This is a genomic window from Mycobacterium sp. pV006, assembly GCF_041287115.1.
Classification (GTDB): Bacteria; Actinomycetota; Actinomycetes; order Mycobacteriales; family Mycobacteriaceae; genus Mycobacterium.
Genome location: NZ_JBGGKT010000021.1, coordinates 16,830 through 31,978, shown reverse-complemented (window position 1 = coordinate 31,978; position 15,149 = coordinate 16,830). Strand labels below are relative to the sequence as shown.

Annotated in this window: 15 protein-coding genes; 12 read left to right on the top strand and 3 right to left on the bottom strand. The window is 69.4% G+C overall.

Annotation, left to right across the window (positions count from 1 at the left end; all coding sequences use genetic code 11):
- Positions 1 to 23: 23 nt before the first annotated feature.
- From ACAG25_RS22690 to ACAG25_RS22680, 3 genes are all read left to right on the top strand, one after another.
- A complete protein-coding gene (locus ACAG25_RS22690; protein ID WP_370490733.1) occupies positions 24 to 686 on the top strand; it encodes a GNAT family N-acetyltransferase in 663 nt (220 codons plus the stop codon).
- 69 nt (positions 687 to 755) lie between these two features.
- A complete protein-coding gene (locus ACAG25_RS22685; protein WP_370490732.1) occupies positions 756 to 2,570 on the top strand; it encodes a penicillin-binding transpeptidase domain-containing protein in 1,815 nt (604 codons plus the stop codon).
- Positions 2,571 to 2,605: 35 nt separating this feature from the next.
- Complete coding sequence (locus ACAG25_RS22680; protein ID WP_370490731.1) at positions 2,606 to 3,220, top strand: DUF1707 domain-containing protein; 615 nt, start codon at positions 2,606 to 2,608, stop codon at positions 3,218 to 3,220.
- 2 nt (positions 3,221 to 3,222) lie between these two features.
- Here the strand turns inward: ACAG25_RS22680 and ACAG25_RS22675 are convergent, their stop codons facing one another.
- Positions 3,223 to 3,609: a PaaI family thioesterase gene (locus ACAG25_RS22675; protein ID WP_370490729.1), complete on the bottom strand. Its 387-nt coding sequence runs from the start codon at positions 3,607 to 3,609 to the stop codon at positions 3,223 to 3,225.
- 23 nt (positions 3,610 to 3,632) lie between these two features.
- Between ACAG25_RS22675 and map the strand changes: the two genes are divergently transcribed.
- From map to ACAG25_RS22660, 3 genes are all read left to right on the top strand, one after another.
- Positions 3,633 to 4,493 carry a type I methionyl aminopeptidase gene (map, locus tag ACAG25_RS22670; protein ID WP_370490728.1) on the top strand — a complete coding sequence of 287 codons (861 nt, stop codon included), beginning with the start codon at positions 3,633 to 3,635 and terminating at the stop codon, positions 4,491 to 4,493.
- Positions 4,490 to 5,149, top strand: a complete 660-nt coding sequence (locus ACAG25_RS22665; protein ID WP_370490727.1) for a hypothetical protein — start codon at positions 4,490 to 4,492, stop codon at positions 5,147 to 5,149. Before map ends, ACAG25_RS22665 begins: the two co-directional genes overlap by 4 nt.
- A gap of 61 nt (positions 5,150 to 5,210) precedes the next feature.
- On the top strand, positions 5,211 to 5,774 hold the full coding sequence (locus tag ACAG25_RS22660) for an alpha/beta fold hydrolase (protein ID WP_370490726.1): 564 nt from the start codon (positions 5,211 to 5,213) through the stop codon (positions 5,772 to 5,774).
- A gap of 4 nt (positions 5,775 to 5,778) precedes the next feature.
- Here ACAG25_RS22660 and ngg read toward each other — a convergent pair whose 3' ends face one another.
- Positions 5,779 to 7,551: an N-acetylglutaminylglutamine synthetase gene (gene ngg, locus ACAG25_RS22655; protein WP_370490725.1), complete on the bottom strand. Its 1,773-nt coding sequence runs from the start codon at positions 7,549 to 7,551 to the stop codon at positions 5,779 to 5,781.
- Positions 7,548 to 9,353, bottom strand: a complete 1,806-nt coding sequence (locus ACAG25_RS22650; protein WP_370490724.1) for an N-acetylglutaminylglutamine amidotransferase — start codon at positions 9,351 to 9,353, stop codon at positions 7,548 to 7,550. Before ACAG25_RS22650 ends, ngg begins: the two co-directional genes overlap by 4 nt.
- A gap of 252 nt (positions 9,354 to 9,605) precedes the next feature.
- On the opposite strand from ACAG25_RS22650, the gene ACAG25_RS22645 reads away from it, so the two are divergent.
- The 6 genes from ACAG25_RS22645 to ACAG25_RS22620 are packed head-to-tail and all read left to right on the top strand — an operon-like array spanning position 9,606 to position 14,969.
- Positions 9,606 to 10,976 (top strand): glutamine synthetase family protein, encoded by a 1,371-nt coding sequence (locus ACAG25_RS22645; protein WP_370490723.1) that lies wholly within the window; start codon positions 9,606 to 9,608, stop codon positions 10,974 to 10,976.
- A 25-nt stretch (positions 10,977 to 11,001) separates the two neighbouring features.
- Positions 11,002 to 11,742 carry a gamma-glutamyl-gamma-aminobutyrate hydrolase family protein gene (locus ACAG25_RS22640; protein WP_370490722.1) on the top strand — a complete coding sequence of 247 codons (741 nt, stop codon included), beginning with the start codon at positions 11,002 to 11,004 and terminating at the stop codon, positions 11,740 to 11,742.
- On the top strand, positions 11,739 to 13,106 hold the full coding sequence (locus ACAG25_RS22635; protein WP_370490721.1) for an aldehyde dehydrogenase: 1,368 nt from the start codon (positions 11,739 to 11,741) through the stop codon (positions 13,104 to 13,106). Before ACAG25_RS22640 ends, ACAG25_RS22635 begins: the two co-directional genes overlap by 4 nt.
- The gene (locus ACAG25_RS22630; protein WP_370490720.1) at positions 13,107 to 13,880 is read left to right on the top strand and encodes a 3-oxoacyl-ACP reductase; all 774 of its coding nucleotides are present in this window, start codon (positions 13,107 to 13,109) and stop codon (positions 13,878 to 13,880) included.
- 5 nt (positions 13,881 to 13,885) lie between these two features.
- Entirely contained in the window at positions 13,886 to 14,605 is a 720-nt protein-coding gene (locus tag ACAG25_RS22625) for a FadR/GntR family transcriptional regulator (protein ID WP_370490719.1), read from the top strand.
- Between the two features lie 40 nt (positions 14,606 to 14,645).
- The gene (locus ACAG25_RS22620; protein WP_370490718.1) at positions 14,646 to 14,969 is read left to right on the top strand and encodes an ArsR/SmtB family transcription factor; all 324 of its coding nucleotides are present in this window, start codon (positions 14,646 to 14,648) and stop codon (positions 14,967 to 14,969) included.
- The last annotated feature ends 180 nt before the right edge of the window (positions 14,970 to 15,149 follow it).

Here is a 15,149-nt window from a genome sequence, read left to right as displayed (position 1 = left end):
CACCGGGAAGCGACACTTGCCCCATGACCGATGACGCGCGGGCCGAACGCCGACTGATCGCCGACACGCTCGTCGCCGCCCTGGAACGTCGGCACGAGGTTCTCGACACCGTCGTCGGCGCCGAAGACTACGACGCGGCCATCGAGGCGCTGGAAGCGCTGCTCGACACCACGCCCGCGGCCGCCGAGGCGGTGCTGCGCCTGTCGTTCGACCGGCTCACCCGGGTCGGGCGGCGCCGGATCGCCGCGGAGCTGGAGAACCTCGACAGTCGGGAAACGGCCATCCCGGCGAGCGAACCGACGCCGGTCTCGGCGCACCGGCTGCAGCTGCGGCCCTTCGACCCGCACCGGGACCGCGACGTGTTCGCCGCGCGGACCGCCGATGTGCAGTCGGCGGGCGACGGCAGCCCCGGGCCTCCCGGTGAACTCGACGACGAGATCGGCCGCGCCGCGACGCGGGTCGCGGCCGAGGAGGCTGCGTGGTTCGTCGCCGAGGTCGGCGTCGCCAAAGTCGGCATGGTCTTCGGGGAGCTGACCGGCGGCGAGGTCGACGTGCGTATCTGGATCGAGCCGGGCCACCGCAAGCGTGGCTATGGCACGGCCGCGCTGCGCGCCTCCCGGTCGGAGATGGCGGCCTACTTTCCCGCCGTGCCGTTGGTGGTGCGGGCACCGGCCGCCGGCAGCTGATCCGGAAATCTCGCGAAGCTGCGGTGCGCCTGCGCCGAAATCGGATCGTGACTTTTACCATCAGTCCCGATGGCATCACGAGTCTCATTCGCATCACGCGTCGCTGCAACCGCGGCGGTGCTCACCCTCGTCGCCGTCCTGGCCGGATGCACACCGCGACCCGACGGCCCCGAACCCGCCGCCGAGCAGTTCTTTGCGGCCCTGGCCGCCGGTGACATCGCGGCCGCGGCCGAGTACGCCGACCGTCCGGACGAGGCCAGGATCGCGCTGAGCGAGGCGTGGGCCGGGCTGCAGGCGACCGGCCTGCAAGCGCAGATCCTCAGCGCGAAGTACGCCCAGGACACCGGCGCCATCAACTACCGGTACACCTGGCACCTGCCGAGGAACCGATCCTGGACCTACGACGGCGCGCTGAACATGGTGCGCGACGAACGCGGCTGGCAGGTGCGCTGGAGCGCGACCGGCCTGCACCCGCGGCTGGGGGAGAACCAGAGCTTCGCGCTGCGCGCCGAGTCGCCGCCGCGGGCCTCGGTGCACGAGCGCACCGGCACCAACGTGCTGGTTCCGGGCTATCGCCATCACTTCGCGCTCGACGCCAAAGCCGCCGGTGCGCACCTGATGACCACGGCGCGCGTCGTCGCCGAGACGCTGCACCGGTTCGACAACACCCTCGACCCGCAGCGGCTGGCCGAACAGGCCAGCTCCTCCGACGGTCCGCTGAGCCTGGTGACGTTGCGTCAGGCCGACCGCGACGCGGTCGCCGGGGTGCTGGCACCGCTGCCCGGCGTGGTCATCACCCCGCAGCCCGACATGGTGCCCACCGACGACACCTTCGCGCCCGCGGTGATCGCCGACGTCAAGAACTCGGTGGCCGACGAACTCGACGGCGAACCCGGCTGGCGGGTCGTCACCGTCAACCAGAACGGCGTCGACGTCGACGTCCTGCACGAGGTCGCGGGCCAACCCGCCCCGTCGGTGCGCATCACGCTGGACCGCTCGGTGCAGAACGCCGCGCAGAACGCCGTGAACACCACGGGCAAGCAGGCGATGATCGTGGTGCTCAAACCGTCGACCGGGGAGATCCTGGCCGTCGCGCAGAACGCCGCGGCCGACCGGGACGGACCGGTGGCCACCATGGGCCTCTATCCGCCCGGGTCGACGTTCAAGATCATCACCGCGGCCGCGGCCATGGAACGCGACATGGCCACTCCGAACACGCTTCTGGCGTGTCCGGGCCGCATGGACATCGGTCACCGCACGGTGCCCAACTACGGCGGTTTCGACCTCGGCACGGTGCCGATGTCGCGGGCGTTCGCCAGTTCGTGCAACACCACCTTCGCCGAGCTGGCCAGCCGGATGCCGCCGCGCGGGCTGACCCAGGCCGCGTCGCAGTACGGCATCGGCCCCGATTACCTGATCGAGGGGCTGCGTACGGTCACCGGCTCGGTGCCGCCGACGGTGAACCTCACCGAACGCACCGAGGACGGCTTCGGGCAGGGCAAGGTCGTGGCCAGCCCGTTCGGGATGGCGTTGACCGCCGCCACCGTCGCGGCCGGACGCACCCCGGTGCCGTACCTGATCGACGGTCGCCAGACCGAGGTCACGGGTGCGCAGCAGCAGGTCAGTCCCGAGGTGGTGGAGGGACTGCGCCCGATGATGCGGCTGGTGGTGACCAACGGCACCGCCAAAGACCTCCAGGGGGCCGGCGACGTGCGCGGCAAGACCGGTGAAGCCGAGTTCGCCGGAGGCTCGCACTCGTGGTTCACCGGTTATCGCGGGGACATGGCGTTCGCCGCGCTGATCGTCGGGGGCGGCAGCTCGGAGTACGCGGTGCGGATGCTCAAGGGCATGCTCGACGCGCTGCCGCCGGACTATCAGGCCTGATCGTCGCAACACCGCGGCGGTACCGTGGAGGGGCCATGTCCACCGACAACCACCGCCCGCCACCGGTCGACGCCGTCGAGATGAGGATCTCCGACGCCGACCGCAACGGCACGCTGCGCCGTCTACACAATGCGGTCGCCCTCGGGCTGATCGACATCGGCGAGTTCGAGGAGCGCTCCGCGGCGGTCTCGCAGGCGCGGATGCGCTCCGATCTCGACGCGTTGGTCGGTGACCTGCCCGGGCCGGGAGCCATCGTCACCTCCGCGGCCGACCGCGTCGAACTGCGTGGTGTGCTCGGTTCGCTCAAGCGGCACGGCGAATGGGTGGTGCCCACCCGGTTGGCGCTGCATCGTCGAATGGGTTCGGTTGATCTGGACCTGACCCGCGCGAAGTTCGCCGGTCCGATCGTCGTGATCGAACTCGACATGAGGTTCGGCGGCCTGGAGCTGCGCCTGCCCGACGGCGCCAGCGCGTCCATCGACGATGTCGAGGTCAACGTCGGCAGCGCGCACGACCACCGCAGGGATGCGCCGGCCGAGGGCAACCCGCACGTCATCCTCACCGGCAAGGTGGTGTTCGGCTCGGTGGACGTTCGTGGACCCCGCAAGACGTGGCTGGGCCGGGGGCCGCGCCTGATGCGCGCCGACTGACGTCAGCGGGGGTCGAGCACCGCGAAGCTGACCGTGGCCCTCGCGGCCAGCCGGTTGCGCGCAGCGTCGGTGACGTCGACGGCGATGACCGACAGCCGTCGCCCCGCCCGCACCACCGTCGCCTCGGCGCGTGCCGGACCCTCCAGGATCGGCGCCAGGTAGTGGATGGTCATGTCCGCGGTGGTCACATCCTGCCCGGGACCGACGTGGCGGTCGGCGAGCCGGCCCGCGGCGATGTCGATCAACGTGGCGACCAATCCGCCCTGCAGCGCACCGCGTCGGTTGACCAGGTCGGGCCGGTTGTCCAGCTCGAGGACCAACCGCTCGTCGTTCTCCTCGACGTCACGGAAGTCCAGCTGAGCGAACAAATGTCCCGGGGTGACCTGCATGGGCGAACGCTAGCATTGGCGTTATGTCATTACGGACTGCCCTACGGCCCGGTGTCGTCTCGCCGACGCTGCCGGTGCCCAAGTCGATCCCTCGCCCGGAGTACGTCGGCAAGTCGACGGCCGCGGAGGGCTCCGAGCCGTGGGTGCAGACGCCCGAGGTGATCGAGAAGATGCGTGTCGCGGGCCGCATCGCAGCAGGCGCTCTGGCCGAGGCCGGCAAGACCGTCGCGCCGGGGGTGACCACCGACGAGCTGGACCGCATCGCCCACGAATACATGGTCGATCACGGCGCCTACCCGTCGACGCTCGGTTACAAGGGCTTCCCGAAGTCGTGCTGCACGTCGCTCAACGAGGTGATCTGCCACGGGATCCCGGACTCGACGGTCATTGAAGACGGCGACATCGTGAACATCGACGTCACCGCCTACATCCACGGGGTGCACGGCGACACCAACGCCACTTTCCTGGCCGGCAACGTCAGCGAGGAACATCGTCTGCTGGTCGAGCGCACCCGCGAGGCCACCATGCGTGCCATCAAGGCGGTCAAGCCCGGGCGGGCGCTGTCGGTGGTCGGCCGCGTCATCGAGGCGTATGCGAATCGGTTCGGCTACAACGTCGTTCGTGACTTCACCGGACACGGCATCGGCACCACCTTCCACAACGGGCTGGTGGTTCTGCACTACGACCAGCCGTCGGTGCAGACGGTGCTCGAACCCGGCATGACGTTCACGATCGAGCCGATGATCAACCTCGGCAGCCTGGACTACGAGATCTGGGACGACGACTGGACCGTGGTCACCAGGGACAAGAAGTGGACCGCACAGTTCGAACACACTCTGGTGGTCACCGACTCCGGCGCCGAGATCCTGACCCTGGCCCCATGATCGGGCGGGCCGCGGGCGCGGTGCTGACCGTCGCGTTGACCGCCGGCTGCTCGGCCGCGGTGCCGGGGACACCCACCTGGCCCGGCGCCCGTCTGGACCGGGTTCTGCTCACCGAGGCCGACTTTGCGCCCGGGGTGCGCTACGAACGCCTCGACAAGGACACCGGCCAACCCGACGGGGCGGGCGCGCCGCCGGCCATGTTGTCCCGGCCCCGCGGCTGCAGCGACGGACTGACCCGGGACATCGCCGACGGCGCCGAACGCGGTCCCGGCAGCGCCGCCGAGTACGTCGTCGCCTACGACGGCGCGCGGATGGTGATCACGGTGCTCAGCTGGCCGCTGAACCTGGAACGGTTGGCCGCCACCGCGCAGCGCTGCGCCGAGTTCGAGACCTTCTTCGACCCGGCCACCCCGGGGATTCCGATGACCACGACCAAGATCGACGGGCCCCGCGCCCAGGCCCTGGTCTACCAGCAGACGATGCGGCTGCCGGGCTCGCAGAGCAGTGCCTACTTCTCGTTCGAGAACATCGGCACCACTGCGGTTTTCGGTGTCGCGTTCCCCACACCGGATCCGTCCATTCCGGTCAAAGCGACACTGCCGCAAACTTTTCTGGACGTGGTCGACAAGCAGGCGCAGCGCGCCCAGACCGCGTGAGAACCGTGCCGAGCGCCGGAATTCGGCCCCCTGCCGGGGCCGGGCACTGTAGCTTTACCGAATGCCCTCTCCTCTGGTGACCGTCGATGGTTTCGGTGTGTCCGTCGACGTCGCCGGACCGGACAAGGGATCGGTCGTGGTCGTCCTCAGTGCCGCGCAGAAGACGCCGTCGGCATATGAGGGGGTCTGTCAGCGGTTGCACACCGCGTCGCTCAAGACGGTGGTCATCGGGCCCGACCCGCGGCTGACGGCCAAGTCCGTCGTCGGCATCCTCGACGCCCTCGACGTGCCGTGGGCACTGCTGGTGGGGGATCGTGCCGGCGGGGAACTGGCCTGGGAACTCGCCGCCACCCGGTTGGACCGGTTCATCGGGCTGGTGGTCGTGGACCGCGGCCACCCGCGCGTGGCCGACCACAACGGCGTGGTGCGCGACGAGCATTGCCCGCCGGTGGAACTCAACACCACGGCGCTGGTGAGCACGAGCTCCGCGCGGGCGGTGGCGCAGGCCAGTCAGCGTTTCGTCTACGGCGAGTACCGGGTGGTCGATCTGCTGGGGCGCCGCCAGGCCGCGGACTCCACCGCGCAGCTGGCCGCCGAGATCGTGCTGCGCACCAGCACCTGGTGAGGAGCTACTGCTGCGTGGGCGCCTCGTCGGGCGTCCACGCCTGAGGCAGGCCCGGCTGGTTGGGGAACAGGAAATCCACGAACGCGGCTGCGGTGGGCTGTGGTTCGTGATTGGCCAGCCCGGGACGCTCGTTGGCCTCGATGAACACGTACTCGGGTTTGGTCACGTCGGGCACCAGCAGATCGATGCCGGTGACCGGGATACCGATGGCCGCCGCGGCGGCGACCCCGACCCGGCACAGCTCGGGATGGACGGTGGCGGTCACGTCGTGGATGGTGCCACCCTGGTGCAGGTTGGCCGTCCGCCGCACCCGCAGGCGGGTGCCCTCGGGCAGGACGTCATCCAGCGAGTATCCGGCTTCCCGCACGGTCGTCTCGGTGACCACGTCCATCGGGATCCGCGACTCGCCACCCGTGGCCGCCGCCCGGCGACGGCTCTGCGCCTCGATCAACTCGCGGATCGTGTGACGCCCGGTGCCGGTCACCTCCGCGGGCATCCGCAGTGCCGCCGCGACCACCTTGCCGTCGATGACGACCAGCCGTAGATCGTCGCCGGGGGCGCGTTGTTCGATGAGGACCTCGGGATGCTGTTCGCGGGCGCGGGCCAGCGCGGCGTCGAGTTCCTCGGCGCTCTCGATGCCGACGGTGATGCCCTTGCCCTGCTCACCCCGGGTCGGCTTGACCACGACGTCACCGACCTCGGCCAGGAAGTCGTGGTCCGCTTGGTCGAAGGTCGCCAACCGGCCTTTGGGCACCACGATCCCGGCCTCGGCGACGATGCGGCGGGTCAGTCGCTTGTCGTCGCAGCGCGCCATCGCGACCGCAGAGGTGTACTCGGACAACGATTCCCGCGTCAGGACACTGCGTCCGCCGTGGGACAGGCGCATCTCGCCGGCCTCGGCGTCGAGGACCTCGACCCAGATACCGCGGCGCATGGCCTCGTCGGCGATGATGCGCGCGTAGGGGTTGAGGTCGTCGACGGTCTCCGGGGGATGGGTGAACAGCGGCTCGTTGATCGCGTTCTTGCGCTTGACGGCCATCACCGGGACCCGGATGAAACCGAGCTTCTCGTACAGGGCGATGGCCGCGGTGTTGTCGTGGGTGACCGAGAGATCCATGTAGGCGCGTCCGCGCTCGCGGTACAGCGCCGCCAGGGTGCGCGTCAGCGCCGCGCCCACGCCCGGGACGGTCGCCGCCGGGTCCACCGCCAGCGTCCACAGGCTCGAACCGTTCTCCGGATCGTCGAACAGGGTCGCGTGGTCGACGCCGGTGACGGTACCGATGATGGTGCCGTCCTCGGCCACCGCGACCAGATAGTCCACCGACTCCTGTTCGCGGTGGTTGTCCCAGATCACGTCGGTGGGGGCGGGAACCATGCCGCACCGCACGTACACGCGGTTCATCTCGTCGGCGTCGTCGCGGCTCTCCAGCGAGCGGATGGTGAAGCCGTTGAGCCTGATCGGCTCGTCCTCGGCCTCGGCGAAGCGCAACCGGTAGGTGTGGCTGGGGTCGATGAACAGTTCGGCCGGCGCCTTGGCCACCAGGACGTGGGGCTCACGCGCATAGATGCAGATGTCGCGCCGGCCCTGGGCCTCGTCGCGCAGCGACCTGGCCAGTCGCTCCGGATCGGCGAAGGTCTGCCCGAAAAGCAGACGCCCCCAACCCAGCTCGAGGACCACGTCGTCGGCCATGGCGTCGACGAGTTCGGGCGGCGAAGCGTCGTGCAAGGCCATGGTGATGGCTTCACTGTGCTCGACTGCGGGATCGGTCATGGTCATGCGGCCGGTCCGTTGATCCCGTGACGCTGCAACCACAACTCCAGCAGCGCGATCTGCCACAGCTCGTTGCCGCGCAGCGGGGTCAGCCTGCCGTTCGGATCGGCGAGCAGCCGTTCGACCGCGTCGGGCCGGAAGAGTCCGCGTTCCTTGGCCACCGGCGCGTAGAGCGCGTCGCGCACCAGCTCCAGGTACGGGCCCTCCAGGTGGGTCAGCGCAGGCACCGGGAAGTATCCCTTGGGCCGGTCGATGACGTCGGACGGAATGACCTGCCGGGCAGCCTGTTTGAGCACACCCTTGCCTTCGTGGGCGGTCTTGAGCTCCGGCGGGCAGGTGGCGGCGAGCTCGACGAGCTCGTGGTCGAGGAACGGCACCCGCCCCTCGAGGCCCCAGGCCATGGTCATGTTGTCGACCCGCTTGACCGGGTCGTCGACCAACATCACCGTCGTGTCGAGGCGCAACGCCCGGTCCACGCCGGTCTGCGCGCCCCGGCGCGCGAAGTGCTCGGTGACGAACAACTCGCTGGGGTCGTCGGCGGTGGCGAACGCGGGGGACACCAGGGCGGTGTAGGCGGCGTGGTCGCGGTCGAAGAAAGCGCTGCGGTAACTGGCCACCGATCCGTCCACCGACGCTGCCTCGGGTGCGCCCATCGGGGGATACCAGTGGTAGCCGGCGAACACCTCGTCGGCGCCCTGCCCGGACTGCACGACCTTGACGTGCTTGGAGACCTCCTCGGAGAGGAGGTAGAACGCGACGCAGTCGTGGCTGACCATCGGCTCGCTCATCGCACCGATCGCGCCGTCGAGTGCCGGGAGCATCCGGTCGGTGCCGATCCGGATCTGGTGGTGGTCGGTGCCGAAGTGTCGGGCGATGATGTCGGAGTACTTGAACTCGTCGCCCTGCACCCCGCCGACCGATTCGAACCCGATCGAGAAGGTCTTCAACCCCGCCTGGCCCGCTTCGGCGAGCAGGCCGACGATCAGGCTCGAGTCCACGCCCCCGGACAGCAGGCAGCCCACGGGCACGTCGGCGACCAACCGCCGTTTGACCGCGACGCGGAGCGACTCCAGTACCGCGTCCTCCCAGTCGCGTTCGGACCAACCGGCGCGTTCGTCGCGGCGCGTGAAGTCCGGCTCCCAGTAGGTGGTGGTGAGACGCCGCCCGTCCGGCTCGATCGCGACGAGCGAGGCCGGGGGGACCTTCGTCACGCCACGCAGGATCGTGCGCGGCGGCGGCACCACCGAGTGGAAGGTCAGATAGTGGTGCAGCGCGACGGGGTCGATGCGTGTGTCGATGTCCCCGCCGGCCAGCAGCGCGGGCAGCGACGACGCGAATCGGATCCGGTCGGCGTTCTCGCTGATGTAGAGCGGTTTGATGCCCAGCCGGTCACGTCCCAACAGCACCCGGCCGCTGTCGCGTTCGACGATCGCGAACGCGAACATGCCTTTGAGGTGGTCGACGAACCGGTCACCCCAGTGGTGGTAGCCCTTGAGGAGGACCTCGGTGTCGCTGTGGGAGAAGAACCGGTAACCGTGCGCGCTGAGCTGGTCGCGCAACTCCTCGTAGTTGTAGATGCACCCGTTCCAGGCGATGGTCAGACCGAGTTCCGAGTCGACCATCGGCTGGGCGCCCGCCTCGCTGAGATCGATGATCTTCAGCCGCCGGTGGCCCAGGGCCACCCGGCCCTGCGACCACGCGCCGGCGGCGTCCGGTCCGCGCGGGACCATGACCTCGGCCATCTTCGTGACGGCGCTGACATCGGGTGATTTTCCGTCAAGGCGTACCTCGCCGGTGGCTCCACACACCTGTTCGACCCTACTCCACAAACGTCGTTGACAGACCAGACTGCGACGGGCCGCTGGCGCGACGCGGGGGTTATCTACCCCGGTGTCAACGGGTCAAACCCAGTTCGACGATCAAGATCGAGATGCGTGTCACAGAGCCGTGTCTCGCTCATTGGTCTGGCGCCCGACCTTTGCCCGTGGCAACCTGTGTCCGGTGAGCAGCCCGCTGCTCGAGTAGTCCGAGTCCCGTCCACCGATACGAGGCAGGTACTGATGAGCGCCGGCGCACGTGGTCTGCTGTCCCCGACCGAACTGTCCGAACTGGTCACCGCCGGTCACATCGACACGGTGATCGTCGCCTTCTGCGACATGCAGGGACGCCTGACCGGAAAGCGGATCTCCGCGCGGCTGTTCGTCGAGGACGTCGCCGAGCACGGCGCCGAATGCTGCAACTACCTGCTGGCCGTCGACGTCGACATGAACACCGTCGACGGGTACGCGATGTCGAGCTGGGAGACCGGCTACGGCGACATGATGATGTCCCCGGACATGACCACGCTGCGCCGGGTGCCGTGGCTGCCGGGCACCGCGCTCGTCATGGCCGACCTGTCGTGGACCGACGGCCGGCCCGTCCGGCAGGCGCCGCGCGGCATCCTGCGCGCCCAGCTCGACCGGCTCGAGGAGCGAAAGCTCGACGCGATCGCCGCCACCGAACTGGAATTCATGGTGTTCGACACCGGGTTTCGTGAGGCGTGGGCAGCCGGCTACCGGGGACTGCGGCCGTCGAGCGACTACAACATCGACTACGCCATGCATGCATCGACGCGCATGGAGCCGCTACTGCGCGACATCCGGCTCGGAATGGACGGCGCGGGCATGTTCTGCGAAGGCGTCAAGGGCGAATGCAACCTGGGCCAGCAGGAGATCGGCTTCCGCTACGACCAGGCGCTGGTCACGTGTGACAACCACACGATCTACAAGAACGGCGCCAAAGAGATCGCCGACCAGCACGGCAAGAGCATCACCTTCATGGCGAAATTCGACGAGAGCGAAGGCAACAGCTGCCACATCCACATCTCGTTCCGCGGACAGGACGGGTCAGCGGTGTTCGCCGACGAGTCCGACGACCTGGGCATGTCGACGATGTTCCGGCAGTTCATCGCCGGCCAGCTGGCCACCATGCGTGACTTCACGCTGTTCTATGCGCCGAACATCAACTCCTACAAGCGTTTTGCCGAAGGCAGCTTCGCGCCCACCGCGGTCGCGTGGGGCCTGGACAACCGCACCTGCTCGCTGCGGGTGGTCGGGCACGGCCACGGCATGCGCATGGAGAACCGCGCGCCCGGCGGAGACGTCAACCAGTACCTCGCGGTGGCCGCGCTGATCGCCGGCGGCCTCTACGGTATCGAGAACGAACTCGAGCTGCCGGAACCGACGGAGGGCAACGCCTACACCGGTGGCGCCGACCGGCTGCCCACCACGCTGTCCGAGGCGGCGGAGTTGTTCGAGAACTCCGACATCGCGCGTGCGGCGTTCGGCGACGACGTCGTCGACCACTACGTCAACAACGCCCGCGTGGAGCTGCGGGCGTTCAACGCCGCCGTCACCGACTGGGAAAGGATCCGCGGATTTGAACGCTTCTGATGCTCCCGTTCGTCCCGTCGTCGGGATGACGACCTATCTGCAGCAGGCGCAGACCGGGGTGTGGGATGTGCGGGCGAGCTTTCTGCCCGCCATCTACTTCGAAGGTGTCGCGATGGCGGGCGGGATCGCGACACTCCTGCCGCCGCAGCCCGTCGACGACGCCATCGCCGAGCGCATCCTCGACGGTCTCGACGCGCTGGTGATCACCGGGGGTCCCGACGTCGACCCCGCCGCCTACGGCAGCCCGCCCCACCCTGCCACCGACGAGGCCACCCCCGACAGCCGTCTGCGCGACGCATTCGAACTGGCCCTGGTGCGTGCGGCGCTGCGGCGCCGGCTGCCGGTGCTCGGCATCTGCCGGGGCGCGCAGGTGCTCAACGTGGCCCTGGGCGGAACCCTGCACCAACACCTGCCCGACGTGGTCGGTCACAGCCGCCACCAACAGGGCAACGCGGTGTTCAGCACGTCGTCGATCACCACCGTCGCGCACACCCGCGTGGCCGCGTTGGTGGGCCCCGACACCGACGCCCAGTGCTACCACCATCAGGCCATCGACCGGCTCGGCGACGGGTTGATCGTGTCGGCGGCCGACACCGACGGTGTGATCGAAGCCGTCGAGACCGACCCCCACCGCTACCCCGACCACTGGGTGGTCGCGGTGCAGTGGCATCCCGAGGAACGCCTCGACGACCTGCGACTGTTCGCCGGCCTGGTCGGAGCAGCTGCCGGCTATGCCACCCGAAAGACCCAGGAGGTGAGTCGATGACCGTCACCGACGTGATCAACCCCGCGACCGAGGAGAAGCTGCGCACCGTCGAGCTCTGCGACGAAGCCGCCGTCGATGACGCCGTGGCCCGCGCCGTGGAAGCGCAGCGCGGCTGGGCGCGCCAGGCGCCCGCTGCACGCGCCGAGGCGCTGCGCGCGTTCGCCGCGGTGGTCGACGCCCATGTCGACGAGCTCGCGGCTCTGGAGGTCGCCAACTCCGGGCACCCCATCGGCAATGCGCGCTGGGAGGCCGGGCACGTCCGCGACGTCCTGCAGTACTACTCGGCCGCCCCGGAACGGCTGTCCGGCAACCAGATTCCCGTCGCCGATGGCTGGGATGTGACCTTCCACGAGCCCCTCGGGGTCGTCGGGGTGATCACCCCGTGGAACTTCCCGATGACCATCGCCTCGTGGGGCTTCGCGCCCGCGCTGGCCGCTGGCAACGCCGTACTGGTCAAGCCCGCCGAATGGACCCCGCTGACCACCATGCGGCTGGGGGAGCTGGCCGTCGAGGCCGGTCTGCCCGCCGATCTGTTCCAGGTGCTGCCCGGACGGGGCTCGGTGGTCGGGGAACGGTTCGTCACCCACCCCGGGGTCCGCAAGATCGTCTTCACCGGTTCCACCGCAGTGGGCACGCGGGTGATGGCCGGTGCGGCTCGACAGGTCAAACGCGTCACTCTCGAGTTGGGCGGCAAGAGCGCCAACATCGTCTTCGACGACTGCGACCTGGAGCGCGCCGCGGCGACCGCACCCTACGGGGTGTTCGACAACGCCGGCCAGGACTGCTGTGCGCGCAGCCGGATCCTGGTGCAGCGCAGCGTGTTCGACCGGTTCATGGAGCTCCTCGAACCAGCGGTGCAGGGCGTCAAGGTCGGCGACCCGGGCGCCGGGGACACCGAGATGGGTCCGCTGGTGTCCCGGAAGCACTGGGAGTCGGTGGCCTCGTTCGTGCCCGACGACGCGCCGGTGGCGTTCCGAGGCGCCGCGCCGACCGGGCCGGGCTTCTGGTTCCCGCCGACGGTGCTGACACCGCAGCGCGGTGACCGCACCGTCACCGAGGAGATCTTCGGGCCCGTCGTGGCGGTATTGCCGTTCGAGGACGAAGCCGACGCCGTCGCGCTGGCCAATGACACCGAATACGGTCTGTCCGGGTCGATCTGGACGGACAACCTGTCGCGTGCGCTGCGGGTGACCCGCGCGATCGAGGCCGGCAACCTGTCGGTCAACTCCCACTCGTCGGTGCGTTACAGCACGCCTTTCGGCGGGTTCAAACAGTCCGGTCTGGGTCGTGAGCTCGGACCCGACGCGCCCCTGTCGTTCACCGAGACCAAGAACGTCTTCATCGCCGTTTCCGAGGAGAGCTAAGTGGATCTGACCCAACGCATGGCGGGCAAGGTCGCCGTCATCACCGGCGGTGCCAGCGGCATCGGCCTGGCCAGCGCGCGCCGCCTGCACGCCGAAGGGGCGACGATCGTCATCGGCGACATCGACCCCGCCGCCGGGAAGACCGTCGCCGAGGACCTCAACGGCACCTTCGTCGCCGTGGACGTGTCCGACCAGGCGGCGGTGGACGCATTGTTCGACACCGCGGTCGAGAAGCACGGAGCGGTCGACGTCGCGTTCAACAACGCCGGGATCTCCCCGCCCGAGGACGACCTGATCGAGAACACCGGCATCGAGGCCTGGCAGCGCGTGCAGGACATCAACCTCAAATCGGTGTTCTTCTGCTGCAAAGCTGCTCTGCGCCACATGGTTCCGCAACAGAAGGGGTCGATCATCAACACCGCGTCGTTCGTCGCGGTGATGGGTTCGGCGACCTCGCAGATCTCCTACACCGCCTCCAAAGGCGGGGTCCTCGCGATGTCCCGCGAACTCGGCGTGCAGTACGCACGGCAGGGGATCCGCGTCAACGCACTCTGCCCCGGACCTGTGAACACCCCGTTGCTGCAGGAGTTGTTCGCCAAGGATCCCGAGCGCGCGGCACGCCGGCTGGTGCACGTGCCGGTCGGCCGGTTCGCCGAGCCCGAGGAACTCGCCGCCGCGGTCGCGTTCCTGGCCAGCGACGACTCGTCGTTCATCACCGCCTCGTCCTTCCTCGTCGACGGCGGTATCAGCGGCCACTACGTGACCCCGCTGTAGGCGACGTGCGGTCACCGGGTCCGGTCGACGCCGGCGCGGCGCTGCTGCGTCCGGACCGGCCGGTCAACGCCTTCGAGGACACCGTCGAACGGTTGTTGCAGACGATCCGGCTCGGTGTGCTGCAGCCGGGGGAGTCGCTGCCACCGGAACGGGAGCTGTCGGCGCGGCTGGGTGTCAGCCGCGACACCGTGCGCGAGGCCATCAAGTCTCTGGCCGAGGCCGGCTACCTGGTGACGCGGCGCGGCCGCTACGGCGGCACCTTCCTGGCCGACGAGTTGCCCGCGCCCCGCGGCGCGGCGCAGCGACTCGATCGCGCCGAGATGGACGACATCCTCCGGCTGCGCGAGATCTTGGAGGTCGGTGCGGTGCGTACGGCCGCGCAGCGACGGTTGACCACCGGCGCTCGGGAGGCACTGCGCAACCGGTTGGCCGACGTGCGCGCCGCGTCCCCGCAGGACTTCCGGCGACTGGATTCGCGGCTGCACCTGGCCATCGCCGAAGCCGCAGGCGTGCCGTCGCTGGTGCCGCTGGTCGCTCAGAACCGGATGCGACTCAACGAGCTGCTCGACGGCATTCCGTTGCTGACCCGCAACATCGCGCACTCCGACGACCAGCACGAGGCGATCGTCGCGGCGATCCTGGCCGGTGACGCGCAGACCGCCGCGCAGACGATGACCGCGCACGTCCGCGCATCGGCTGCCCTGCTGCACGGCTTCCTGGACTGACTGCGCCGCGCGCTCCGCGCGGGCGGTTAAATTGGGCCCCATGGAGGAGCACCAGCTGGTGGAGCGCGCGTCGTCCGCGTTGGTCGAGGTGGACACGCCGGGCTGGGCGCAGCGGTTCGACCTGGTCTCCGACCCGCACCGGCTGGAGATCCTGCTGTGTCTGCACCGGGCCCCCGGCATCTGCGTCAGTGACCTGGCCGCGGCGCTCGGCCGCTCCGAGAACGCCGTCTCGCAGGCGCTGCGGGTGCTCCGGCAGCAAGGCTGGGTGAGCAACACCCGCGCGGGACGGTCGGTGACCTACCGACTCGAAGACGAGACCGTGCACGACCTGCTGCACTGGATCGGCGCGCGACACGCGCACTGAAGGCCGGATTGATACGGGTCGGCCAGTGCGGCTGATGTGCTGCATCGATGCCGCACACGGCCAACCTCGCCCGGCGAGATTAACACGAATGTGAACATCTGAACAGTTAGACAGATGTGCCCCGGCGGCTCCGGTCTAATGCCGCCGTCCCGGCGGCTCCGGTTTAATGCCGCCGTCCCG